The following is a 25,801-nucleotide window of genomic DNA, read 5'->3' as shown; positions in this document are numbered from 1 at the left end:
TCTAAAAACCCGTCGACTATACAATTTATGCTAATTTATAGTTTTGTTCACAGGCTGCTTAGCTAAAAATAATTAAAGTCGCCACATTCTGTCCATGAACAAGCTCTTACTAAAAATTCAGTTTTATTCTTTTTAGTATAATTGGTCATATTGTTATTAAAAGAAAAATTGAATACATTCTCAAGTAAAGTATTTTTTTTGAAATGGCCTAAAGACACAACTATATCAATAGTTACTTAAGTATATTATAAAAATATCTTAATTTATTTTGCATTTGATATATTCTAAGCGCTTTCTTGCTTCGTTGGTTAATACTGCTTTAATGGTAATAGAACCGTCATAGTGGCTTTCTTGCTCTATTTTGCCAGAATTTTTATAAAACCAGTCAATAAGCCACATCTCATTAGGCTTTAAAATAAGTTCAAAACTTTGCGTTTCACCAGAAATTCGCGCTTCAACTGCCATTAACAACTGTTTCAGCCCCTCACCAGTGAGCGCTGACGCCATTAGCACTGGATTTAAGGATGTTTTCGCGCTTGTTCGCAAAACGCTCAGGGTGTGTTTATCCAATATATCAATCTTATTCCAAACCTCCAAAATACGGTCTGTATCACCAATATCAACGCCAAGACTTGAAAGTATTTCTAAAACATCTTGGCTATGAGCACGATGATCAGGATCAGACATATCTCTCACATGGAGAATTAAATCAGCTTCAACCACTTCTTCGAGGGTTGCTCTGAAAGCCGCAATCAAATGTGTGGGTAAATCAGAGATAAAACCCACAGTGTCAGATAAAAGGATAGTTTGCCCATGAGGAAGAATAATTTTACGTAAAGTTGGGTCAAGTGTTGCGAACAGCATATTTTTTGTTAAGACATTTGCACCACTTAAATAATTGAAAAGCGTTGATTTTCCTGCATTGGTGTATCCCACTAAAGCGACGACGGGGTGAGGCGTCTTTTTTCTCTTTGCTCTATGAAGGGAACGCGTTTTCACAATAGTGTCTAATTCGCGGCGGATACGAGTGATTTTATCTTGTAAAAGGCGTCTATCCGCTTCGATTTGAGTTTCACCAGGACCACCTAAAAAACCACGGCCACCGCGTTGCCTTTCCAAATGTGTCCAACTGCGAACAAGTCTGCTTTTTTGATAAGATAAATGCGCCAGTTCAACTTGCAGAACCCCTTCTTTTGTCCGCGCACGATCGCCAAAAATTTCGAGAATTAAAACTGTTCTATCAATGACCTTGCAATTCCACGATTTTTCTAAATTATGCTGCTGCACAGGTGTAAGACAATGGTCTACAATCGCGAGTGCAATACGGTGCTTACTTATATAATCAGCAAACGTGTCTACCTTGCCCGCCCCAAAGAAAGTTAAGGGACGTGGCGTAGTGATATTAATAATTTCATGATGAACAACATTCAGCTTAATAGCGCACGCTAACCCTACTGCTTCCTTCACCCGAGAAGCAATTGAACGTTCACCTAAAATTTCTTTACTCCCCTGCCCATTATAGACCGGTACAAAAACAACAGCGCGCACCCGCTCCGCAATCTGCGAAATAAATTTCTCAGACCTTTTATTTTCATCCATCATGATATAATTTAAACGGCAATTTTAAAAAAGACAAAAATCTTTGGAAAACGGCCTTTCTATTCGGCCCCTTCAGCTTCAAACATCTGCACGGCTTGCCCCGGCATGATCGTGGAGATGGCGTGCTTATAGACCAGTTGTACGTGCCCATCACGACGTAAAAGAATACAAAAATTGTCAAACGACGTTACCATACCAGTTAATTTAACGCCGTTCACAAGGAAAACTGTAAGAGAAATTTTTTGCTTTCGAACTGTATTTAAAAACGCATCTTGCAGGTGCTGCGATCGTTCTGCCATTATTTCTATACCTTTACCTCGGATTACATGGGATATTCATAAACGCATATCGACTGAAAAATAGCAAATTGTCAACGCGCTGGCATTAGAAATTTAATAAAATGTCGCTCGGTAAAAAATTACTATTCTGGGATTAAGCATTATACAGAAATAAGAGTAAACATTAAATACGAAACTCCTCAGCACCTGTTTTTACTGATTATTGTATTTTAAAATCGGCCTTTCTATTTTTACGCAGAAGACGCCGACGCATACAATGCTTTTTTAAAGTAAAAAAAATCGCATATATTTCACTTACGAGACGATATAAATAACCGCTCCTCAACTAAAAAGCGCTAAAGCACTCCGCACAATCGTAATGGTCCTTATTAGACATTTAGGCCCGCGACACTGCCATTAGGCCAAACTTATAGCAGTAAAACTAGTACAATAGTTTACCTTAGCTATAATCTTATATATAAAATCCACCAACATATTGTTTTAATGGATTTCATACTATTTCTGAATCAGCAACAAGGATGGCGTTAACTTTATATTGATAAGTTTAAAACTTTTATTCTAAAACATATTCCTTTATAAACAATTAACGGCTAATATATCAAAAATACCAGAAAAAATTTCTTCTCTGTCTGTTAAAGTATGAGGCGAGTATGGCACGCAGAACTGAATTACAAATGTTTGAAGTTGAAGTTGAGGAAGCTCTCGAAAAAGCGATGAACCGCGACTTTGGCGATGCCGCGATCGAAACAATATCGCCAAATGATTCTGCGAATCTCATCAATGTAGATGATTTGATACAAAAAATTGCAACAGCAGAAGAGGAGATTCTTATTGAAAACGACGTTTTAGCCCCTATCCCCGATATTCATAATGATGCTGTTGTTGATGAATCTGTCGTTAAACAGATTTTTGATCAAAAATCTACACACGAATTTTCTGGCGGAACTGTGCATGATACATTATTGCCCGCGCTCCCTCTTCCTGCCAACGATGATGTAACATCTCCCTTAAACTTTGGACCATTAAAACAAACTTCTGTCTCTCGAATTTATTGGACTACAACAGCTTTTAGTGCTTTATGGGCGACAGGAGGTGCTGTCGTTGCCCATAAGCTAGCTCCTATTGAACTAAACTCTTTAGCTAACATAATTTCCTTTGTTACATCGCCTACGGGGTTAGCCGTAATAGCGGGGACAGCGATTCCTATCCTTATGTCTTGGGGATTTGCCCAATTAACAAAACGCTCAAATGAATTACGCAATGTTGCCGTTTTTATGATAAACGCCGCACAGCGCCTTGGTGGATTGCAAAACGCGCCTGAAAAACAAGCCGCCGTTATAGGGCAAACTATTCGTGAAGAAGTAGCCGCGATGAACGAGGAAATTGAGCGCACCCTTGGGCGGGCCGTCGAACTTGAAGCTATTATACAAGGGGAAGTTAATAATCTTGAACGAGCCTATATTGAGAATGAATCGCGTATTCATACGTTAATTAAAGGATTGAATAACGAGCGCATAGCGATTTTAAATCATGCTGATCGTGTGCAATCAACAATTCAAGGAACGCAAAAACAACTGAATGATGAATTTGGCCTCGTTACGTCGAAAATTGCGGCTAATATCGAAAAATTTGCGCAGACCCTTTCCCAAACTTTGCAAAAACAGGGAGAGGATCTTGTCAGTAAACTCTCTTACGCGGGCGATGGAACAACAAATCAGCTCATTGAAAAATTTAATGAAACAGCAGAACAGATTCAGCAAAAAAATATAGAATTTTTTCACAAATTAGGAGAAAACTTTAATAATTTTTCGGAACGTTTTGGTGATAATGAAAAACAATTAGAAGAGGCCTTCAAAGAAATGGTTGTTAAAGCCGAAATGCATATCGGCAAAATTACAACGCATATACAAACTGAAGCAGATAAAACTTTATCTAAAGTCGATGAACAATTTAAAACGCTGGATGAGGCAATTGTCGATCGCAGCAATCAGTCATTGCAAGATTTTGACGAAAAGGTCATAAAACTCGATGAGAAAGCGTATAAGCTCTCGTCTACTTTTGATAATATAACCTCCGAAGCAATTAAAGCCTTTGAAGACCGTCTGGTAACTGTCGACCTTTCCCTCAAAAAGCATAGTGATTCTATTGTAGAATCTTTCGCCTCTCGTAGCCAAGCTTTGGAAGATAATGCTGAAAAACTTGGCGAATTTTTGGAAAACCATATCTCGCAAATTGATGCAAATCTTAGAGAAAAAACTGCTAATATTGCTGATGTGTTTACAAGCGGCCACGACACTATCCTGTCTGCGATTGATAAAAGTAAAGAGGCGCTGAAAGAGGAAGTTAAAAATGTCGACAATGCGGTCATTGATGTTATACAAGAGCGCTTTCAGGATTTCAAATCACAACTCTCTGATCAAAGAGATCTAATGGCAGATATGCTTGACGGTGAAAAAGATAAAATCGCCGATACTATGAAGCATCATATTGATACACTGACACAAAATACTTCAGACGCGGAAAAGATTTTTGTTAATAATATCCAAATTGTTAATCAACATGCTGAAACTCACGCAACCAATATAGCTCACTGTACAGAAAAGCTACAAGAAGTTGTCACACAAAGCTGCGAAACAATAAAAGAGGCCATAGAAGTACAAGCCCAAAATATTGATATACGTGCCGATGCTTTACGTGATTCTTTAGCTATCAATAGTTTTTCCCTTAACGAAGTCCTCGCGGGTCAAGCACGCACACTTGAACAGCGCGTGGAAACAATTCATGACCTTATTACCAAAAGTGACATACATATTGATACAGCACTAAAGCAGCAAATGGACTTCGTCGAAAGCGCAATTGTTAACAATAATGAAACTATAACCGAAGCTGTTCAACAGCATATCAAAAGCTTTGAAGATCACACCGAAATTCTTAAAAATACTCTCTCTCAGTCAAGTGATACGTTCTTTGGTGCTCTTGTTAACAATAATGAAACTATAACCGAAGCCGTTCAACAGCACATCAAAAGCTTTGAAGATCGCACTGAAATTCTTAAAAATACCCTCTCTCAGTCAAGTGATACGTTCTTTGGCGCTCTCGAAGTACGCATAGGATCTTTCGACGAAACCCTGGAAGGCCGTACGCGCCAAATCTTTGAACGTGCAGATATATTAGAAAAAACACTATCCGAGAAACTTGGCCGTGTATGCGACACCATCGAAGTGCAAACATCTATTATCGGAGAACGCTCCGACGATTTAAAAGCGTCTATCATTCTTGGTAATGAGCACAGCGAGACGATTCAAAAAGCGTTAGAAGCGAGTGTCGATGATATACGCACTACATTAGGTAATTCCGTAGATATGGTCACAGATAATGTTCGTAATGAAGCCATGAGAACGTCTGACGTTTTTTCTTCTACGGGTGAGCAAATGCTTTTATCGTTACGTAACGAAACCGACAAAGTACAAGAAAGACTCGTCGACATTTCCGAGAAATTGGCGCTCGTAATAGCTGATCAAGCAAAAAAATCAGAAGATTCTATCCTCTCTATCAGCAATAAATTTATTTCATCTTTTTCTGATGTTGCTTCAGAAGCGGAAAATGTTATTTCAGAATCTGGTAACCGTATTGTGACAAATGTTGAGCAAACAGTTTCCGAAATAAGCGAGAAAGTTCTTTCTGCTTTAGCTGAACAGACAACTTATACTACAGAAGCTTTCACAATGGCGGGAACCAACGCGCAGACCTTAATTAACGAAGTAGTCCACACTTCAACAACCGCAATTGAACAATTACTCAATGAACGCTCAAATATCCTACATCAATCTATGCAGGAGTTTAAAAACAATCTAGGGTGCCAGCTTGCCGATGTGAGCAATTGTTTAGAAGAAGCGAGAGATCAAACAACTGGCCAAATCTCAGAGCATGTTGAACACTTAGCAGAACTAACAGACTATCTGAATCAGGCTGCACAAAACACAACCGAATCAATTGAGCATTTAACGCAGCATGTCAGTAAACAACTCTCTCTCTCGGCCCAAGAAGCCGAACAGAGAATCTGTGCGCAAAATGAAGCTTTAATAAATACCCTTACACAGACGAACTCCGAGACCGTTCAAACCATGAACACGGTAAAAAAAGATATTGTTGATAATATCTCGACTATCATCGAACAATTGAATCAATCAACTTATAATATCTGCGAAAATAGCAATATTTTAATATCGGCGGTCCAAAATATTGATGGCCAATTTAGCGAAACTGCAAATAATTTCCTAGAAAGCACCAATCAAGTAGCAGAAAATTTATCAGCTTCTGGCCAAGCTCTCAACAGCAATGTAGAAATTTTGCAGTGGCTTTCCAAAAATACATTTGAACAAATTAACTGTATAATGAGCAAATTTAGCGAACACGCTCAAACGCTGTCTGAGGCTGTTCGGGCTCTTGAGCAATCAGAAAATACACTTAACGTGACTCTCGAAGAGAAACAAAGCACGCTCTCTATGTTAAGCGATACTCTTATTGCAAAGTCAGACGAAGTCAGTGAATTAATCAAACATTATGAAAACTCTCTTAATCTAGCGTTTGAGCGCACTGATAAAAATACGCGCGACTCTACGCAGTTACTGCATCAAACGCTTAATCAGCTTATTAACGAATCTTCGGCACGTTTTTCAGGAGCAACGGAAAATATACGCCGCTCAGCAGACGAAATTCGTCTAGAACTCTCGAAAATTAACGATGATATTAATCAAGGCGTCCAAGCACTACCAGAAAAAACAAAAGAAACAATGGACACAGTCCGTCACGCTCTAAATGAACAAATTACGGCGCTGAAGGATTTGGCAAGCGTTGTGCAAAATAATAGCCATATTAGCAAAAAAGATCCATTAACGTCAGTGTTTTCTACGCCGTTAACGTCCAGTAAGAATAATGCTTCTGCCCCTGAAAACATAAAGAAGATAGTGCCCCCCAAACCTATTCGGCAACAAGATCAGGAAACGGTAAAACCAAGTAAATGGGTATCCAATCTCTTAGCAAGGGCTTCGCACGAAGAAACATTATGCGAAGAAAGATATGATATCCCCTCTCCTCCACCTACGCAAATGAAACCTCGCACTGTAAGTGGATCTCTCAATTCATTGGCGACGGATATACTAAATGCCGTTAATCATGATGCTGCTGTTGAGTTATGGGGTAATTATCAGCGTGGGCAAAAAAATATTATGATAGAGCGCCTTTATTCCTTAAATGGAAAAATGATATTTGAAATGGTTAAGAAAAAATATATGAGTGATGCTAATTTTAGACGTTCAGTTAATCAATATATTGTAGATTTTGAAAAATTACTAAATGACGTATCTCGCAAAGCCAAGGATACCGGTTTAATTCAGAAATATTTAGTATCGAATACTGGGAAAGTTTATACAATGCTCGCCCACGCGAGCGGGCGTATTCAATAAAACGAGCACGCAAAGGCGAGGAAGGATAATTTTTTGCCTTTGTCTTGCGTCGGTCCCGTCATTAAGCATGAGGTCGAGAATCGATATTATTTACGAGAATTTTTCAATTAAATTTTCATATACTAAAATATCTACAAAATTTTCTAACGAACCCGCCATCCGTATGTTAAAGATGTGATTCTATCTCGCCGTCACGCTTTGCAAAACTTAAGTAATTTTGACCATAAGATGTAATCATCGCTGTTTTTTGCTTATAAGTGCAATCCCCTCATCGTTTGTTTTGTTAAATTTTTTATAGTGTATTAATTAAGCAAAGAGATGTAAGCGTTAATTTAGAGGTTTCATGCTGGCGTATTAAACATGCAGATAAAGGGTGTATTTTACAAAAAAAAGTTAAAGGAACGAGCAAACACTTTCCACGCTTTTAACACTCTCTTCTTCAGAGCATTGCAAAAAAAGTAGCTGCTTGGTAATGTAATCTTGAAGCGGTATTTTTTAGCATTTTTTCGGACACAAAATCTCGCAGGGAGAAGATAATGGCGACGATATAACGGGGGTTACTAACTAGCATAACCGAAATAATCCATCAAATCGGTTTGGCAATCCAGAAAAATTTCCTCACCACGCAGGGGCGTTTTATATTCAAGTAAACCAGGATATATGAGAAAAAGCGCCCTATCGTAGATGATAGCGTCTATATAGAGACACGTACCAATTCGGGTATCACAAAAATGGCTACAAAACAAAAAAATAAATTCAGTTTGCAAAAAACTGAGCTTGATAGCGCGGCGCTTTTTTACCACCAATATCCAAAACCTGGAAAATTAGAAATACAAGCAACGACACCTCTTGATAATCAACGTGACCTGGCGCTCGCTTATTCTCCGGGTGTCGCCATACCGTGCCTCGCGATCCATGAAGACCCAAAACTTGCAGCTCAATATACAGCCCGTTCTAATTTAGTAGCTGTTGTATCGAATGGAACCGCTGTTCTTGGATTAGGAAATATTGGCCCACTTGCTTCAAAACCAGTCATGGAAGGAAAAGCTGTTTTATTTAAAAAATTCGCAAATATCGATGTTTTTGATATTGAGCTCGACGCACCCGATATCGAAAAAATGGTAGAAACCGTATCTGCGTTAGAACCGACATTTGGCGGCATCAATCTTGAGGATATTAAAGCACCTGAATGTTTTGAAATCGAAGAAAAACTTCGTGCAAAAATGAATATTCCAGTTTTTCATGACGACCAACATGGAACCGCTATTATCGTTTCCGCAGCCGTATTAAATGGACTAAACCTTGCTGAAAAAAAAATTGAAGATGCAAAAATAGTTACCTCAGGTGCGGGTGCAGCCGCTTTAGCTTGTCTTAATCTTTTAGTGCGCCTTGGAGCAAAAGTTGAAAATATCTGGCTCAGCGATTTAGATGGTGTTGTTTATGAAGGCCGCGAAGCACTTATGGATCGCTGGAAAATCAATTACGCACAAAAAACTGATGCACGAACCTTATCCGAAATCATTAATGATGCAGATATCTTTTTAGGTGTTTCGGCAGGTGGTGTTTTAAAACCTCAAGATTTGAAAAAAATGTCTCCGAAGCCCTTAATTTTGGCACTTGCTAATCCGACGCCAGAAATTATGCCAGAAGAAGCACGTAGAGTAAGGCCAGATGCAATGATCTGTACAGGGCGTTCTGATTATCCAAATCAGGTCAATAATGTCCTTTGCTTCCCTTATATCTTTCGCGGTGCGCTGGACGTCGGCGCCACGGCAATCAATGAAGAAATGAAAATGGCAGCAGTTCGCGCTATCGCCGATCTTGCACGTGAAGAATCCTCGGACGTCGCAGCACGTGCGTATTCGAAAGAATCACCAAATTTTGGGCCAGACTATCTTATCCCCTTCCCATTCGATCCACGCTTAATATTGCGTATCGCTCCTGCTGTCGCTAAAGCGGCAATGGACACAGGTGTAGCCGTTCACCCTATCGAAGATATGAGAGCTTACCATGACATTCTCAATCGCTTTGTATTTCGTTCTGGTTTAACGATGAAACCTGTTTTTGCGGCTGCAAAAACAGCAAAGCGCAAACGTGTAATTTATGCTAATGGCGAGGATGAACGCGTACTTCGGGCAGCACAAATTGTCCTCGAAGAACAAACCGCAATCCCTCTTCTCATTGGTCGTCCACATGTAGTGGAAGCGAGATTAAAGCGCTTTGGCTTAAAAATCCGCCCTGGTGTAGATTTTGAGCTCACAAATCCGGAAAATGACCCGCGTTTTCATGATTATGTTAATTTATTTCTCCGTTATACAGGCAGGCATGGTGTTTCACCTGAAGTAGCAAAAACAATCGTGAGAACATCGACAACGGCTATCGCGGCTCTCGCGGTTGTACGCGAAGAAGCTGATGCAATGATCTGCGGTTTAGAAGGACGTTTTGAGCGCAATCTTGAATTAATAAAACAAATTATCGGGCTTGACCCAAATATCAGCCAGTTTTCTTCTGTTAGCTTGCTTATCTCTCCAAATAGAACTCTTTTTTTAACAGACACTTACGTTAATGAGGACCCTTCTGCGGAGGAAATAGCAGAAATGACAGTGCTGGCAGCGCAAGAAATCGAGGCGTTCGGTATAATACCAAAAGCGGCTCTGTTATCGCATTCGAATTTTGGTTCTAAAAATACAGAAAGCGCGTGTAAAATGCGCCGCGCCGCCGAGATTCTTGCTCAATTGTACCCAAATTTAGAGGCGGACGGGGAAATGCACGGCGATGCCGCACTTTCTAAGATTTTTCGGGACCGTGTTTTTCCTGATTCACGTCTTAAAGGAGAAGCTAATTTACTTGTATTCCCGACGCTCGATGCAGCCAATATTACTCTTAATATCGTCAAAAATCTAACAAATGCACTCCATGTAGGCCCCATTTTGATCGGGGCAGCACATCCTGTACATATCCTAACGCCTTCAGTAACCTCGCGAGGAGTCGTCAATATGACAGCACTCGCAGTACTTGCTGCAAATAGAAAAATCTCATGATAAAATAAACGGAGTTAGTGATCTTTGTACAAAATGAAACCTAAAGACTTCTTTAGAAAATTTTCAAACGCGATGATATCGTCTATAATGAGCTTGCCTTTAATATTGGAAAAGCAGCTGCATTCTGGATTAAGTCTTTTTTTTTGAGGTGAAAGAGGCTAGATAGAATCGCGTTAAATCCCTTGTAAAATTATCAACCACGATAAGGAATCACACATTGCAATCTACTTTTGACACAGTTGCCGATATTATCGCAGAAATTAGTGAAATTGATCGCAGCATGATTACGCTAGAAAGTCATACAATTGATGATTTAGGAATTGATAGTCTTGATTTTCTCGATATTGTTTTTGCCATTGACAAAGCTTTCGGGATCAAAATACCATTGGAGCGTTGGACTCAAGAAGTTAATGAGGGTGCGGTTGCAACTGAGGAATATTTCGTTCTTAAAAACCTTTGTACCAAAATTGATGAACTCGTTTCTTTAAAACAGGCTGACTGATTTTTTATTATGCAGAACCGAGCTGTATTTATTACTGGTATAGGACTCGTAAGCTCTTTAGGTGAAGGGGTTGATTGTCATTGGGATAAATTGAATGATCCTACAGTTGTGCCTAATCTCGATTGTATAACTTTTTCCCCTTATACCGTCCATAAATTAGCTGAAATTGACTGGAATTTGCAAATTCCGAAGCGCAGTGATCAGCGGCAAATGGGAACGTGGCAGCGCCTCGGTACTTATGCTGCCGGCCTTGCTCTCGATGATGCAGGAATGAAGAATAATGAACAGTTAACATCGACAATGGATATGATCGTTGCAGCCAGTGGAGGCGAACGTGATATTACCGTCGATACACAAATTCTTGCTAAAGCGCGCACAATGTCCGACTGCGATTCTATGCTAAATTCAGCCCTTTCAACCGAGCTTCGCCCGACTTTATTTTTAGCGCAATTGTCAAATCTTTTAGCTGGTAATATTTCAATTGTTCACAAAGTAACTGGATCTTCTCGCACCTTTATGGGCGAAGAAGGGAGTGGGCTCTCGGCTATCAAAATTGCTGTTTCCCGTATTCAAGCAGGACAGAGTACACATGTACTGGTGGGTAGTTCTTATAACGCACAGGCTTACGATATGCTGTTAGCGCACGAACTTGGAGGCCTTTTAACACGTGGTGGATGGGCACCGATTTGGGAGCGTCAAAATTGTCTTGGTGGTGGCGTAATAACGGGCGCTGGAAGTGTTTTCCTGATTCTTGAAAACGGTGAGCACGCAAAAAAACGAAATGCCCACGCTTACGCCGAAATCGGCCAGATTATCGCAGATCAAACAAATAGAAAAAAGATCCCTCTCAAAGAGACGATCACAAAAATGTTGGAAAAAATAGACGCTAAGTCTGCCTTTACGATTTCGGCTGCTTCAGGATCCCACGAATCGACAATAGCAGAACAACATGCGCTCGATGACGCCGGCGTAGCTTACCGTGGTATTATGACATTATTTGGTTATTTGCGAGAAGCGCAATTTCCTTTGGCACTTGCGCTTGCCGCCATTGCTGTCAAAAAAAGGCTCAGTTTCCCGGCGTTAAGTCCTCACGAAAAATCATTTTCTGGAGAGGTACGTGAAGCATTTGCTACTACAATTGGTATAAAAAGGGCCGAAGGTGTAGCGCGCCTTATAGCTGTTTAAAGAGAATTGCTATTATGAAATATAACGATCATCTCGGACGTCCGCTCATAGCAATAACTGGAGCAGGAGTTGTAACATCACTGGGGCAAGGAAAACAGGAAAATTGGCAAAAATTAACCAATGGTGTTAGCGGTATTCATAAAATAACGCGTTTTCCTATTGAAGGATTAAATACGTGCATCGCAGGGACAATTGATTTTCTAGAAGAGAGCACACTCGGTGCTTCAGCTCTTTCCGAAAAACTTGCTTATCTTTCAGCAAAAGAGGCTTTAGAGCAAGCAGGTCTCAGTAAGAAAGATTTTGGTGGGCCGCTATTTTTAGCAGCACCTCCTGTTGAACTTGACTGGAAAGCACGTTTTGCTCTTGATCAAGAAGTAACACCTAATAATGAACCTTCCTACGCGCATCTTCTAGAAGCTTGCAGCCGTCAACTTCACGAAGCACTGTTTGAAACTACGCAATTTGCTGTCATTGCAGAAAAGCTTCAAGAAACATTTGGAACAAAAGGACTTCCTGTTACACTTTCAACCGCCTGCGCATCTGGTGCAACGGCGATTCAGCTGGGTGTTGAATCTATTCGACGAGGTGAAACAGATCGCGCGCTCACAATCGCTACAGACGGCTCAGTTTCAGCAGAAGCTATTATCCGTTTTTCTTTACTATCCGCTCTTTCAACTCACAATGATCCCGCGGAAAAAGCTGCGAAACCATTCAGCCGTGACCGAAATGGCTTTGTCATGGCAGAAGGATCTGGCGCTCTCGTTCTCGAATCTCTCAAAAATGCTTTAGATCGTGGAGCAACAATTCTCGGAATTTTAGCTGGTTGTGGAGAAACAGCAGATGATTTTCACCGTACACGTTCAAAGCCCGACGCATCGCCGGCAATTGGATCAGTCCGTAAAGCTCTAGCTGACGCACAAATAACCGTAAACGAGGTTGATTATATAAATGCGCACGGAACCTCAACACCTGAGAATGAAAAAATGGAATACTTAGCATTATCAACGGTATTTGGCGATATTTTAAAACATATTCCGGTCTCTTCCAATAAATCAATGATTGGTCATACGCTGACTGCTGCGGGTGCCATAGAAGCCGTCTTCTCGCTTTTGACTATCCAATCAGGAATACTCCCTCCTACAATCAATTACGACGATCCTGATCCTTCTATCCCTTTAGACGTAGTTCCTAACCATAGCCGTAAAGCCTGCGTCAATGCAGTTTTATCTAACTCATTTGGCTTTGGTGGACAAAACACTAGCCTTGTCATCAAAGCGTATACAGAGTAGTTCCTTAACGGTGATAAAGTATGTTAATAATTAACTTTAATTGTTTGGATTAAAAGAGAATAATGATGCGTGCACTGCAACTATTCAATGAACGCCAGCTTGAGATTACTAATATTTCCTCGCCGCCACCGCCTGGTCCTAACGAAGTGACAGTGCGTATCAAAATTGTTGCCCTTAACCATATCGATCTATGGGGGTGGCGTGGTATGGCCTTTGCTAAAAGAAAAATGCCGTTGATTATAGGTGCAGAAGCTTCTGGCGAAGTTTTTCAACTTGGAGATGGTGTTGAGAACTTACAACCTGGGCAGCTTGTCTCGATTTATGGTGCACAAACGTGCGGTGTATGCGGAGCTTGCTGTAAAGGACACGACAATTTGTGTAGTAATGTAAAAGGCGTTTATGGTTTCCATCTCGACGGTTTTGCTTGTGAATTTGTTAATTTACCAGCGCGCCTATTAATACCAGCGCCTCAAGAGTGTGATGCAATACAAGCAGCCGTTGCCCCGATTACTTTTGGCACTGTCGAGCATATGCTTTTCGATAACGCTAAATTACAAAACGGAGAAACAATTCTCATACAAGCGGGTGGCTCTGGTATAGGTTCAGCAGCTATCCAACTTGCCAAAAAAACGGGGTGTACAGTCATTACTACTGTAGGCTCTGATGATAAAATTGCAAAAGCACAGTCTCTTGGAGCAGACCACGTTATTAATTACCGTAAAGATCGTTTTGAGGGCGTGGTCCGTAAATTGACTCAAAAAAAAGGCGTTGATGTTGTTTTTGAACATGTAGGTGCTGATACATGGTCCGCTTCTATGCTCTGCATGAAGCGAGGAGCACGCTTAGTGACATGCGGCTCCACTTCTGGTACTTCAGCACCGATGAATTTAATGATGTTGTTCCAGCAGCAACTTAAAATACTTGGTTCATTTGGTTGTCGTATAGAAAATATGGTAAATGCCATGCAAAAAATGGCACAGGGAATTGTACATCCTGTTATCGATACAATCGTTAACTTTGATGATATTGATACGGCTTTAAAACGAATGGAGAGCCGTAATATTTTTGGTAAAATCATTCTCAAACTTGACTAAATTATATTAAAGTTTCAAATTATTTTTTTTATCTATCTTATTAAAATCATGAGAAAAAATTTTATTAATTGGCTATGGGCCCACTTACTAATTAGCTTTTTAGCCGTTCTACGATATCTTCCAGCGAATATAGGGCTTTCGTTCATCGCTTGGCTGACAAGGACATTTGGTCCTCTTGTATCTCGCCACCAAATTGCGCTTGCAAATCTTAGAGCCGCGTATCCAGAAAAAACAGAACAAGAGTTGAACACAATTGCAGTAAAAATGTGGGAAAATATGGGGCGACTCTTAGCTGAATATGTATTTCTTGACAAAATATTCGATTTTGACCCTGACGCTGATAAACCAGGTTTGGTTGAAGTCAACGGTATAGAAATATTTCAACGCTTAAAAAATGAAAAAAAGCCACATATTTTTTTCACAGCTCATATCGGCAATTTCGAACTTCTTCCTATATGCGCGCAAAGTTTTGACCTCAATATTGCAGTATTATTCAGACCGCCTAATAATCCTTATATCGCAGCGCAAGTTCTTAAAGCTAGGCAAGCTTCCATGGGGTGTCTTGTTCCCTCACAAGCGGGTTCGGCTTTAGCTTTAGCCGAAAAACTATCGCAAGGTGAAAATGTGGGCCTGCTAGTAGATCAAAAGTTTCACAGAGGTATTTCTGGAACATTTTTTAATAGACCTTTGAAAACCAATCCCTTAATTATAAAACTTGCTCGACAATATGATTGTGATATTTATCCAGCGCGGTGTATCCGTTTAGCTGGGGGGCGTTATCGTTTGGAGTTATATGAACGCCTAGAACTTCCACGTAATGGAGAAAATGAAATTGACGTAAACGCTTCTGTGCAAAAATTAAATGATATTGTTGAAACTTGGGTACGTGAATATCCGGAACAATGGACGTGGCTGCATCGACGCTGGGGTTAATATATCGACTAGTTATTAACCGGGGTGGTATAAGCGTTTGCACCTAGCCGCCTTAGTCGACGCTGGTACTATCGTATCGCAGGATGCGATGCGTTACGTCCGAAATATTTAAATAAATACCTAAAGCTATTATTTTCGTGCGGCCAACGAAGCTTGCAAGCTTGGCTGTATCATAAAACAGTACAACCAAAGAGAACGTTGCACTAAAACGGGATAATTTTCTATTATAGCGAATTATTCTCAATGCAAATTTTGAAAAAAAACTTTTATTTAATAAGCTTAGCTACGCGTTTACTGCAAAAATGATTATCTTTTAGTTTTGTTTGGCTAAAATTAAAGCACAGAAGAACTCTGAGCTTATAAAAGATATAATAAAATTTATTTAAAAAGTCTGATGAAAGCAAAAGCGCGAGAAAACCACAACATGATACGTGAACAAACTACCTCCCACGAGAGAACTTTCTCCGGCTATTAGCAATATTAATAAAAATTGCAGCTCATTGAACGTAGATTCGTTAAACCTAATTTACTTCGTACATTTCAGTTAACTGATTTTGCGAAACAGGACGAATTTCCACCGACTCACCACACCCGCATGCCGAAATTTGATTAGGATTTTTGAATACAAAACCAGAACGAAGCGTCGTCACTTCATAATCCATTTGAGTTCCTAATAAAAACAACACCGCATCCCGCGCGACAAAAACGCAAGCACCATCAATTTCAACAAGATCTGTATCAGGTATCTCCTCTTTTACGAGAGAAATTGTATATTCCATCCCCGCACAACCACCTTTTTTCATACCGACGAGGATACCTCGCGCATCCTCTGTCTTCATGATAGTTTTAACGCGGTCTACCGCGGCTTCCGTCAAATTTATTACCGAAAAACGGTTCATCGCTCACTCTCTTTTTGCTGTACAAGCACTTTAACGGTCTCATTCACTTGGTGTCTCAATAAGTAAATAACAAGACGCACCTAAAATATTCCGAGCTTTCTCCCTCATAGTAAAGGACATATTAGATGAGTTAAACCATAATTATATCCTAGTCTTGCTATCGTTCTCTTTTTAGCCTCTTTAATGACAAACACTGTAGAAAAAAAAGAAAATCTGCCAAAATCCGTCGGCTTTCTGCAATATATCAGTACACAAACAGAAATGCTAACAAAACTGCTTCATTTTCAAAAAATACGCTCGCGCAAATGAAAAGAACTTCGAAAGACGCAACCTCTACTCTCCGCTATTTTGCTACGGCTAAATTAAAAAGCAGGCCTATTTAGGATTTTTTATAGCCTTATCCACGACTTTCATAATTTACATAAAATGATAAAATTATGTAAATGATAATTGTTAAAATTATTTATAATCAATATCTTAATTATTAAATTTCTTATATAAGATTAATTGGAAAGAGCTGGGGTACAAAGTTTTTTCATTTTTTTCAACCCTTGTTAAAATAGCAAAAAGACACCGTATCGGATCTTATTCTATTGATTTTTTCTCTTGCCTTTAAAGAGGCAGTCGTTTAGTCATTTCGAAAAATTCGGAGCGTAGCGCAGCCTGGTAGCGCACTTGACTGGGGGTCAAGGGGTCGTGGGTTCAAATCCCGCCGCTCCGACCATTTTCTCAAGTCATGTATCAAAAAACGGAGGGCATGCATTGTTTTTTGTGGGCCAGGTGATTCTTTTATTAGCTCAATTCAAGCTTTCTGAATTTGCGTTTTTTCTCAGCAATGACTGCCCCGACGATATTGTCTGTTTATTGCGCATTTATAACCGTTATTGCGCGCAAACAACCTTTTTCTCAAATATTTCATTTCTCTGATAAAACACACAAAAAACGCGAGACTTCCGTCCCGCGTCACTTAACTGCTCGAATTTATATCATTCAATTTTTTTTGCTCCCCGCGATTTCTTCGCTCACACTGCGGCCCTCAGCCTTTTTGGCAGCAGACGGTAACGTTTGCACAACTATCTTTTTAGGCTTTAATTCAGCCGGCATTTCTCTTTTAAGCTGAATATGAAGGAGACCATCACTCAATTCCGCTCCAACAACCTTAACATGATCAGCTAAATGAAAACGCCGCTCAAAAGCGCGTGAGGCAATCCCTCGATAAAGAAACTCCCGTCCTTCATCATTTTCCTCAAGCGTCTTCTCACCCTTAATGGTTAATTGATTGCAATGCGTCTCGATATCGATTGCATCCTGGGAAAAACCGGCAACAGCCATAGAAATCCTGTAAGAATCTTCACCTAAACGCTCGATATTGTACGGCGGATAAGAAGAAACATCATCCGGCTGAGTTCTAGAATCAAACCAGTTAAAAAGGTGGTCAAAACCTACTGTTGAACGATAAAATGGCGAAAAATCTACTTGACGCATAATATTGCCCTCCTTTAGAGCGACGATAGCCAACCTATAAAGCCTCTACGCGGCAGGCTTGTTTACACAATTAACAGTCCCGTCATGGCGACTGTAGTGTTTATTTGGTAATGAATCTCCTGTATTTCAACTCTTTTATGCTTTAATTCATAAAAGAACGTGCGAAAATAAAGTAACGGTTTCTTAATCCTTTCTCAGCATTACAATAAGCAATGAGTATTCTCTTTATTTGGTATTAAACTGCGGAAATACATTGTAAAGGATTTCAATTGGAAACATCTCTTTACCCTGCGAGCCAAAGTCCTTCTCCCTCTGGTATTCATAACGATTACTTTGAAATAACCATTGACCGCAAAATTCGTTTTGCAATAACGCATCCCGTAACGGCGAAAGTCAAAGGAACCATTGTCATTCTCGAAAGCTATGCAAATGCTATAGAAGAATATTTTTCAGCAATGAATGAAATTTCCCAACGCGGCTTCTACACAGCGATATTCGACTGGTTTTGTCGGGATAGGTCCCAGCTTTATAAACAAAAACAAAATCGACATAATTATTTAAATATTAATAATGATATAAATGATTTATATGAGTTTTTTAAAAAAATAATTCATAAGCAATGTCCCCCTCCTTACTATATGCTAACCTACGGTATGGGCGGGCTGATAGCGCTTAGTACATTGGATCTTATTAACACTCAATTCAGTAAAATGCTTTGCGTCTCCCCTCTTTTTGCCCCGTTAGGTAACAAAACTGGCAGTCTTCAACATAAATTAATGCAGCTCCTTTCTGATATAGGCCTCGGAAGTCTGCCTATTAAAGGTGGAAAAAAGTTGAAGCGGAAAAATATTAAATTTAGGCACGATGATAAAACATCTTCGTCCTCTAGTTGTCTTCTTAAACCGCCGACATTTAGATGGATGGTATCAACACTCGACGCAATCGCAATTGCAAAAAAAAACATAATTAATAGGCAGTTACAAATCCCGACACTATTCGTCCTCGCTAATCAAAGCAATATCGCGAATAACATCGAAGCGCGGCGATTATGCCGACATACCCATCTAATAGACAGTGTCACAATTATGGGTGCTGAACTCGACACGGTTATGCACGAAGAGCGCTATCAAAAGCAATTTTGGGTCGCATTCGACGTGTTCATCCCCTAACCTACCTACAACATGAAGTTTTTTAAATAAATTTGCAGCTGGCCGTATTTAAAATCTTAACAACCTTCCAAATAAAGTAACTAACTCAAGCTCTTTTGGTATAAAACCTTCTTTCAAGGTCACACATAACGCCGAATTCAACTCAAAAAACCTTAAAACTATGTACCCACAGTAAATACAGAAGAATTAACCATTTTACCATTCATTCTGATTATAAGCATTTTATCGCTTTTTTTATAAATACTCTATATTGTATATATTGCTGTAATGAGAAAAAATTCTGACAAATAGAAATGTTGGACGTAACTATGAAACGAATCCTGCTTGCAGAAGATGATAACGATATGCGTCGCTTTCTGACAAAAGCGCTGGAACGTGCGGGCTATGATGTTACTGATTTTGACAATGGTGCTAGCGCGTATAAACGTTTACAAGAAGAGCCATTTTCCCTTTTATTGACTGATATCGTAATGCCAGAAATGGACGGGATTGAATTAGCGAGACGCGCTACTGAAATTGATCCTGATTTACGCGTTATGTTTATCACAGGTTTCGCGGCGGTCGCGCTAAACTCAAACAGTGACGCTCCTCCCGATGCCAAAGTGCTCTCCAAGCCATTTCATCTGCGTGAATTGGTCAGTGAAGTTGAAAAAATACTTATAGCTGCTTAAAAAAACAGTCCCCGTGCATGCCTATTAAATAAAAAACTAAATCAGGCATTGACGTTTGCGGTTGTATATGGTGTGTATGCACCATCATTGGGTGGGCGTGTAGCTCAGCGGGAGAGCACTACGTTGACATCGTAGGGGTCACAGGTTCAATCCCTGTCACGCCCACCATTACGGTTCATGCCGTTGTAGTATATTCGTATTGTTAAAGCGGAAAACAAAGCGCCTCCCTTAGCCGGCGCCGCGCGATAATATCAGCGGAATCAAAAGCCTCGAACTAGCGAACAAAAGCACCCAAGCAGATAATAAAACTCCTTTCCCCGCTTTATGAGCATTTTTAGTGCTTTCATAATAACTTAAAAATTAAAGCTCTTTTTCATCTAAGCCACCGATAAGTTTCTGGTCTGTTCAGCATTCTATAAAAAACAACTGAAAAGAAGGCTAGCTGCAACAACAGTTATAGATAAGCGGCTTTGCATATTTTTGAACTTTACGCCCCCCTGAAGCAGAATATACGGCTTTTGGCTCCCAATGCCCAAACTTGTATCCGCAACTCAGCAACAATGAGCTTCTTTAACTACCTCTTTTACAGCCAAAAGACTGTTATAGCAGCAATTCGATCCATTCTTATTTAGTTTCTTTAGCCAACAAAGTAATAGAACTATCATAACCGCTCCCCCCTTCTTTAATACGCAACCAACCGCCTCTTCGTTAAGATTCTCACCATTTAACTTTAGTTTTTTTGGTATTTTGGTGTATTTTATCTCTTATTCAAATTGTATAATTTAAGTATATAAAAGAAAAAAATGAGCCAAATGATCCAAATAATACCTACAATCAAAACTGGCCGTGTATCATCAAAAAAGCATAACAAAACAAAAATAAAGACCATAAATAAAACGGAAAAAATCGATCCTATTGGCCAAAATGGAATTGGAAATTTTAAATCACGCTGCTCCATTTTAAGCATTTTAAGGCGCATAAAAATTTGTGAAAGCAAAATCATCATCCAAACAAAAACTGTTGCAAATGTTGCCATTGCCGCAATAAAGAAAAAAAGCTGGGTATGATAAAAATAATTAAGGATAACACCAAAAAGAAAAACACTAAATATTAGTAAAATGACAAAAATCGGTACACCGTTTTTTGATAAATGCTGGAACTTCTTAAGCGCGTAGCCTTCCTGCGATAATCCATGTATCATACGACTAGCACCGTACATTTCGCCGTTAATTGCTGAAATTACTGCTACAACAACGATGATATTAAGAATATTAGCAGCAGATGAAACACCGAGATTTTCAAAAATTGAAACAAAAGGACTATGGATAAGGCCAATTTCGTTCCAAGGATGAAGCGACATTAAGACCACTAAAGTCATAACGTAAAATAACAAAATGCGAACTGGAGTAGAATTAATCGCCTTCGGGATGATTTTATAGGGATTCTGTACTTCCATCGCCGCCATTCCTATAATTTCCACACCACCAAAAGCGAAAATAACGACACTAAAACAAGCCAAAAAACCAAGCCATCCATTCGGAAATACGCCGCCATTTTGCCATAAATTATGAATGCCGATAGAGGAAGTTACATTCATACTCCAGTTAAAAAAAATGAGCGCTATACCTGAAATAATTATAGCAATAAGAGCAATGATTTTAATAGAAGACAGCCAAAATTCTAGCTCACCATATATTTTTACCGCAGCCATATTGATCCCAGTGATAATAAGCGTAATGCTTAGTGTCCATATCCAAGGCGCGACATCGGGGTACCAAAACCCCATATAAGTTGCGAAGGCTGTGATATCGGCTAAACCGACGAGAATTATCCCAAAAACATATGTCCACCCCGTTAAAAAACCAGCTAATGGCGATATGTAATTCGCAGCGTATCGAGCAAAAGAGCCCGGCAACGGATTACGAACAATCATCTCGCCTAAAGCCCGCATAACCATGAAAACGGCTAGACCCGCTATAAAATAGGCTATAAGAACACTCGGACCAGCGAAATTAATTGCTCGCGCAGAACCATAAAAAAGGCCCGTTCCAATAGCAGAACCGAGGGCCAAAAATACGACCTGCCGCCCAGCTAAGCTCCGTTTAAGCTCGTTTATTGTCATTTATTTCTTTCTTCAAACGCCACAACGCCCTCTATAAAATACACTCTGCAAATTAATAAGGACCTAAGCTGATAGAAATGTAAAAAATTTTGACAAATCCAAAGAGCCAAAAACCTTTATCTCTCTGATTTTCATGAAAAACACAACATTACAGCGGCCAAGGTACATAACTTCATTCCGTATTGTGACGCGACGTGCGCCACTTACAACAAAAATTACACCGCCCCCCACCCTCTTGGGGCTAACAAATCATCGATGACAAAAAAAACCGCTAGATGACATCCCCCTGCATCGCCACAGCGCCTAAGACCGATATCTCTTACTTTAACAAAAAAAAATCAGAGGAGCAAGCATCGCCAAGCTGTACATAAACGGCATCGCGGTAAAGAATCGCTCCGGCTTCTTACGTCACCGTTAGCCCATTATGAAAGCATTAAAAACGCCGATTTTCGTCCTTTAATAAACCAAATATACTTGCTTATTCGTCGAATACATGCGCTAGGAAGCCTTAAAATTAAGTAACCTTCTTTCTACTTCCTCTCAAAATAATACCTAATTTTAGCTTAAATCGTACAAAATCATCTCCGGAAACATTCCTCGCTTACCAGTGCATACCTTCCATCAATGTCTGGAATCGCAAATGACCACTCTCAGGAGCCACAATATTTTTACGTAAGTACTCCATAACGGGCAACAATGAAGTATTTTTTGAAGGAATACGATACCCAATCCGTTGATTCGCAGTAATATTTTAATACCAATAACAATGGAAAGATTTTTTTTTGTTGTAATAATCAACGAGCACAATAATCAACAATTAAAATACAGTTTTCTTAATCTGCCAAAGTCGGTGGTGAATCAGCCAACACAGAATGCGCTACTTTTTTATTTTCCATCCACGCAGCCGTAGTTACTTCAACGGTTACAAAACCTGCATTTTAACTAAAAACCTGAAAGCCTGCGGACGAATGCTAGGTTAACCGCAAAAGCCATGATTCACAACTCCATGAGAGCTAACGACAATTATATATCAGATATTCCAAAAGGCACAGGAATACCGAAATAATTTCCTATAAACTAAAATTTTGCTTATCTTCCATCGAAATAACAAATACAAGATGAAAGGCTGTGTCATCTCTATTTGCTCACTTTATGCAGATATTCATCATTTAATTACACTCAATTCATACTAGATACGAAAAAATAACCTTCCGGACAATTACCAACATAAAAATAGCTTACAGAAGCGAGAGGTCTGGTGCACCCGACAGAATTCGAATCTGTGACCTCTGCCTTCGGAGGGCAGCGCTCTATCCAGCTGAGCTACGGGTGCTTAAAACTGATTGTCGAAATCAGTTATGACCTTTTAACTAATCATACTTCCAGCTTCAATGATGAATCAGCATTTTTAAAAAAAATTGCAACGAGAACGCTGGCTCACTTTCCATGCGTTTACGCATTTCTGTATTTTATCTCATGTAGATATTATTTTTTAGACAAATTATTTTTTGTGCAAAATCCCTCTTTTCACAAAAATGCCTCTTAATATAAAATTTTCAAATTCAAAAAAATACGTTAGAAAGTAAGTTATGCATATTCAGGATAATTCTTAATGACTACTCCGCCAAGCCGCTTTCATTTCATTTCCGCCGAAACTAAAAATATCATTAAAGCTACTGAAAAGTTAATTTCCGTTTATGGTCATTTTTCTCTTGAAGAAGCAGACGTCGTCATTGCACTCGGTGGTGACGGGACAATGTTGCAAGCGGTGCGAAACGTCATGAATACTGGAAAAGCTGTTTATGGCATGAATCGAGGCTCTGTAGGATTTCTCATGAATGAATTTCATGAAAAAAATCTGCCAACCCGTGTTGCAGCCGCGCATAAAAAAGAAATTCACCCTCTACGTATGATTGCAGACTCCGAAAGCCGGGGACATATCGAGGCACTTGCAATCAATGAAGTCTCTTTATTCCGTCAATCTTATCAAGCCGCTAAAATTCGTATCAGTGTTGATCACCGAGTGCGCATGGAACAATTAAGTTGCGATGGTATTCTCGTCGCAACACCAGCAGGATCTACTGCATACAATTTATCAGCGCAAGGGCCTATACTTCCTCTCATGGCACCCCTTATGGCACTTACCCCTGTCAGCCCTTTTCGCCCTCGGCGCTGGCATGGAGCTCTGCTTCCCAATACAGCGACGGTGCGCTTTGACATGCTCGAATCAGATAAACGTCCCGTAAATGCCGCCGCCGATAATGTCGAAGTCAAATCTGTTCGCTCAGTTAGCATTTCATCAGCTACAGAAGTAACAGCCTCTATTCTTTTTGATCCCGACCATTCATGGGATGAACGAATCTTACTGGAACAGTTTCGTTATTAATTATTTTTATCACTCTTTTCGTACATAATGGCAGTTATAGTTGACTTTTTTATAAATGCATCTTAACCCTTCTTGATGAGGTAGAACGCTCGGCTTTGCCGATAACCCGGCTGGCTGAGTTAAAATTGCAGAGCAATCGATAGAAAGAATGATAGCACCTTCGGACTGTTTCGATAATTTAGGCCTTTCTTCAAAGGTTATTAAGGCTGTTAAATCAGTTGGATATACGATTCCGACACCTATTCAAAGCGAGACGATTCCTCATGTTCTTCAAAAAAAAGATGTTTTAGGAATTGCGCAGACAGGGACTGGAAAAACGGCTTCTTTCGTTTTGCCTATGCTCACATTACTCGAAAAAGGCCGAGCAAGGGCAAGAATGCCCCGGACTCTTATATTAGTCCCAACACGAGAACTTGCAGCTCAAGTCAAAGAAAATTTTGACAAATACGGAATGAATCACCGCCTAAATGTTGCTTTATTAATTGGTGGTGTTTCCTTTGAACATCAAGACCGTAAACTTGAACGAGGCACTGACGTTCTTATAGCAACTCCAGGACGCCTTCTTGATCATTTCGAACGCGGTAAATTGCTTTTAGTGGGCGTCGAAATTCTCGTCATTGATGAAGCCGACCGTATGTTGGATATGGGTTTTATCCCCGATATTGAACGTATCTGCAGACTAACCCCTTTTACTCGCCAGACTTTATTTTTCTCGGCAACAATGGCGCCAGAAATCGCAAAATTAACAGAGCAATTTTTGCATTCACCTGTATATATTGAAATTACGAAAGAATTTGTAACTGCGCGGACAATCACTCAGCGACTTGTAAAATCTGGGAGTAAACCGTGGGATAAAAGAGCTATTCTGCGAGGTCTTATCCACGATGAAGGCGATAAACTCAAAAACGCTATTATTTTTTGCAACCGAAAAAAAGATATTTCTGAGCTTTTTAGATCACTCGTTAAATATAATTTCAGTGTAGGCGCGCTTCATGGCGATATGGATCAACACACACGTACAAGCACGCTTGCTAATTTCAAAGACGGCAAAATCACACTTCTTATTGCTTCTGACGTCGCTGCTCGCGGCCTCGATATTCCAGCTGTAAGCCATATCTTCAACTATGATGTGCCGACGCACGCTGAGGATTATATTCATCGAATCGGCCGCACAGGGCGTGCAAAACGCAGCGGCAAGGCTTTTACGATCGTTACGCAAGCTGACGAAAAATACGTCGCTGCCATTGAAGAGATGAGCAAAGAAAAAATTGAGTGGCTCGACGGAGGGCCATCCACTTTGGCTTTTAGTGATAAAACAAGCAATGATATTTGTAAAACAGAATCTGCGAAACCGTCCTCAAAGACAATTCAAAGAAAGCGCGCTGTTCGGGCTCAGAAAGTGCCCCAAAAAGGTCGACTGTCTTGCACCGAGGTCGCGAGCAATAAAGAAAAAAATTCTCCCGAGCAGTATTACCATGAGAAAGATAAAAATTACCCGCCTTTGGGATTTGGTGACGACATCCCCGCGTTCATGCTCATCAAAATCCGGGCTTAAGCTGCGAGGCTGATTATGATTCGAATTTTTATATTCCTACAATAAATAACCGGATTTATCGTGCCGTAGCAAAACTGATTATCCACAAAATAACCCGATTAATAAAA

General features: G+C 39.9%; 16 protein-coding genes and 3 tRNA genes. 13 read left to right on the top strand and 6 right to left on the bottom strand.

Annotated elements, in window-relative coordinates:
* Window positions 1-258: 258 nt before the first annotated feature.
* Together hflX and hfq are read right to left on the bottom strand one after the other, a co-directional pair.
* Window positions 259-1,602 carry a GTPase HflX gene (gene hflX, locus BANH1_RS03095; protein ID WP_015397968.1) on the bottom strand — a complete coding sequence of 448 codons (1,344 nt, stop codon included), beginning with the start codon at window positions 1,600-1,602 and terminating at the stop codon, window positions 259-261.
* A gap of 56 nt (window positions 1,603-1,658) precedes the next feature.
* Window positions 1,659-1,898: an RNA chaperone Hfq gene (hfq, locus tag BANH1_RS03090; RefSeq protein WP_015397967.1), complete on the bottom strand. Its 240-nt coding sequence runs from the start codon at window positions 1,896-1,898 to the stop codon at window positions 1,659-1,661.
* A 650-nt stretch (window positions 1,899-2,548) separates the two neighbouring features.
* Here hfq and BANH1_RS03085 point away from each other — a divergent pair.
* The 7 genes from BANH1_RS03085 to BANH1_RS03055 all read left to right on the top strand — a co-directional run bounded on the left by BANH1_RS03085 (window position 2,549) and on the right by BANH1_RS03055 (window position 15,407).
* Complete coding sequence (locus BANH1_RS03085) at window positions 2,549-7,363, top strand: CCDC158 family protein (RefSeq protein WP_015397966.1); 4,815 nt, start codon at window positions 2,549-2,551, stop codon at window positions 7,361-7,363.
* 731 nt (window positions 7,364-8,094) lie between these two features.
* Window positions 8,095-10,404: an NADP-dependent malic enzyme gene (locus tag BANH1_RS03080; protein ID WP_015397965.1), complete on the top strand. Its 2,310-nt coding sequence runs from the start codon at window positions 8,095-8,097 to the stop codon at window positions 10,402-10,404.
* Window positions 10,405-10,621: 217 nt separating this feature from the next.
* Window positions 10,622-10,906, top strand: a complete 285-nt coding sequence (locus BANH1_RS03075; protein WP_015397964.1) for an acyl carrier protein — start codon at window positions 10,622-10,624, stop codon at window positions 10,904-10,906.
* Between the two features lie 9 nt (window positions 10,907-10,915).
* Window positions 10,916-12,091, top strand: coding sequence for a beta-ketoacyl-ACP synthase (locus BANH1_RS03070; RefSeq protein WP_015397963.1), 1,176 nt, complete (start codon window positions 10,916-10,918; stop codon window positions 12,089-12,091).
* A 14-nt stretch (window positions 12,092-12,105) separates the two neighbouring features.
* Window positions 12,106-13,380: a beta-ketoacyl-ACP synthase gene (locus BANH1_RS03065; protein ID WP_015397962.1), complete on the top strand. Its 1,275-nt coding sequence runs from the start codon at window positions 12,106-12,108 to the stop codon at window positions 13,378-13,380.
* Window positions 13,381-13,445: 65 nt separating this feature from the next.
* Complete coding sequence (locus BANH1_RS03060) at window positions 13,446-14,474, top strand: zinc-binding dehydrogenase (RefSeq protein WP_015397961.1); 1,029 nt, start codon at window positions 13,446-13,448, stop codon at window positions 14,472-14,474.
* Window positions 14,475-14,504: 30 nt separating this feature from the next.
* Entirely contained in the window at window positions 14,505-15,407 is a 903-nt protein-coding gene (locus BANH1_RS03055) for a lipid A biosynthesis lauroyl acyltransferase (protein ID WP_041582966.1), read from the top strand.
* A 521-nt stretch (window positions 15,408-15,928) separates the two neighbouring features.
* On the opposite strand, the gene BANH1_RS03050 is transcribed toward BANH1_RS03055, so the two are convergent.
* Window positions 15,929-16,306 carry an iron-sulfur cluster assembly accessory protein gene (locus BANH1_RS03050; protein ID WP_015397959.1) on the bottom strand — a complete coding sequence of 126 codons (378 nt, stop codon included), beginning with the start codon at window positions 16,304-16,306 and terminating at the stop codon, window positions 15,929-15,931.
* A gap of 647 nt (window positions 16,307-16,953) precedes the next feature.
* Here BANH1_RS03050 and BANH1_RS03045 point away from each other — a divergent pair.
* Window positions 16,954-17,030 (top strand) — tRNA-Pro (locus BANH1_RS03045).
* A gap of 266 nt (window positions 17,031-17,296) precedes the next feature.
* On the opposite strand, the gene BANH1_RS03035 is transcribed toward BANH1_RS03045, so the two are convergent.
* Complete coding sequence (locus BANH1_RS03035; RefSeq protein WP_015397958.1) at window positions 17,297-17,791, bottom strand: Hsp20 family protein; 495 nt, start codon at window positions 17,789-17,791, stop codon at window positions 17,297-17,299.
* Between the two features lie 269 nt (window positions 17,792-18,060).
* On the opposite strand from BANH1_RS03035, the gene BANH1_RS03030 reads away from it, so the two are divergent.
* From BANH1_RS03030 to BANH1_RS03020, 3 genes are all read left to right on the top strand, one after another.
* Window positions 18,061-18,960 (top strand): serine aminopeptidase domain-containing protein, encoded by a 900-nt coding sequence (locus BANH1_RS03030; protein WP_015397957.1) that lies wholly within the window; start codon window positions 18,061-18,063, stop codon window positions 18,958-18,960.
* Between the two features lie 308 nt (window positions 18,961-19,268).
* The gene (cpdR, locus tag BANH1_RS03025; RefSeq protein WP_015397956.1) at window positions 19,269-19,631 is read left to right on the top strand and encodes a cell cycle two-component system response regulator CpdR; all 363 of its coding nucleotides are present in this window, start codon (window positions 19,269-19,271) and stop codon (window positions 19,629-19,631) included.
* 93 nt (window positions 19,632-19,724) lie between these two features.
* Window positions 19,725-19,799 (top strand) — tRNA-Val (locus BANH1_RS03020).
* A 589-nt stretch (window positions 19,800-20,388) separates the two neighbouring features.
* On the opposite strand, the gene BANH1_RS03015 is transcribed toward BANH1_RS03020, so the two are convergent.
* Together BANH1_RS03015 and BANH1_RS03010 are read right to left on the bottom strand one after the other, a co-directional pair.
* Window positions 20,389-21,753 carry an amino acid permease gene (locus BANH1_RS03015; RefSeq protein WP_015397955.1) on the bottom strand — a complete coding sequence of 455 codons (1,365 nt, stop codon included), beginning with the start codon at window positions 21,751-21,753 and terminating at the stop codon, window positions 20,389-20,391.
* A 1,256-nt stretch (window positions 21,754-23,009) separates the two neighbouring features.
* A tRNA-Arg gene (locus BANH1_RS03010) sits at window positions 23,010-23,086 on the bottom strand.
* Between the two features lie 279 nt (window positions 23,087-23,365).
* Here BANH1_RS03010 and BANH1_RS03000 point away from each other — a divergent pair.
* Together BANH1_RS03000 and BANH1_RS02995 are read left to right on the top strand one after the other, a co-directional pair.
* Window positions 23,366-24,139: an NAD kinase gene (locus tag BANH1_RS03000; RefSeq protein ID WP_015397954.1), complete on the top strand. Its 774-nt coding sequence runs from the start codon at window positions 23,366-23,368 to the stop codon at window positions 24,137-24,139.
* Between the two features lie 148 nt (window positions 24,140-24,287).
* Window positions 24,288-25,694: a DEAD/DEAH box helicase gene (locus BANH1_RS02995; RefSeq protein ID WP_015397953.1), complete on the top strand. Its 1,407-nt coding sequence runs from the start codon at window positions 24,288-24,290 to the stop codon at window positions 25,692-25,694.
* The last annotated feature ends 107 nt before the right edge of the window (window positions 25,695-25,801 follow it).

Origin of the sequence: Bartonella australis AUST/NH1 (assembly GCF_000341355.1) — a bacterium.
Classification (GTDB): Bacteria; Pseudomonadota; Alphaproteobacteria; order Rhizobiales; family Rhizobiaceae; genus Bartonella; species Bartonella australis.
This window is presented reverse-complemented; position numbering and strand designations above follow the sequence as displayed.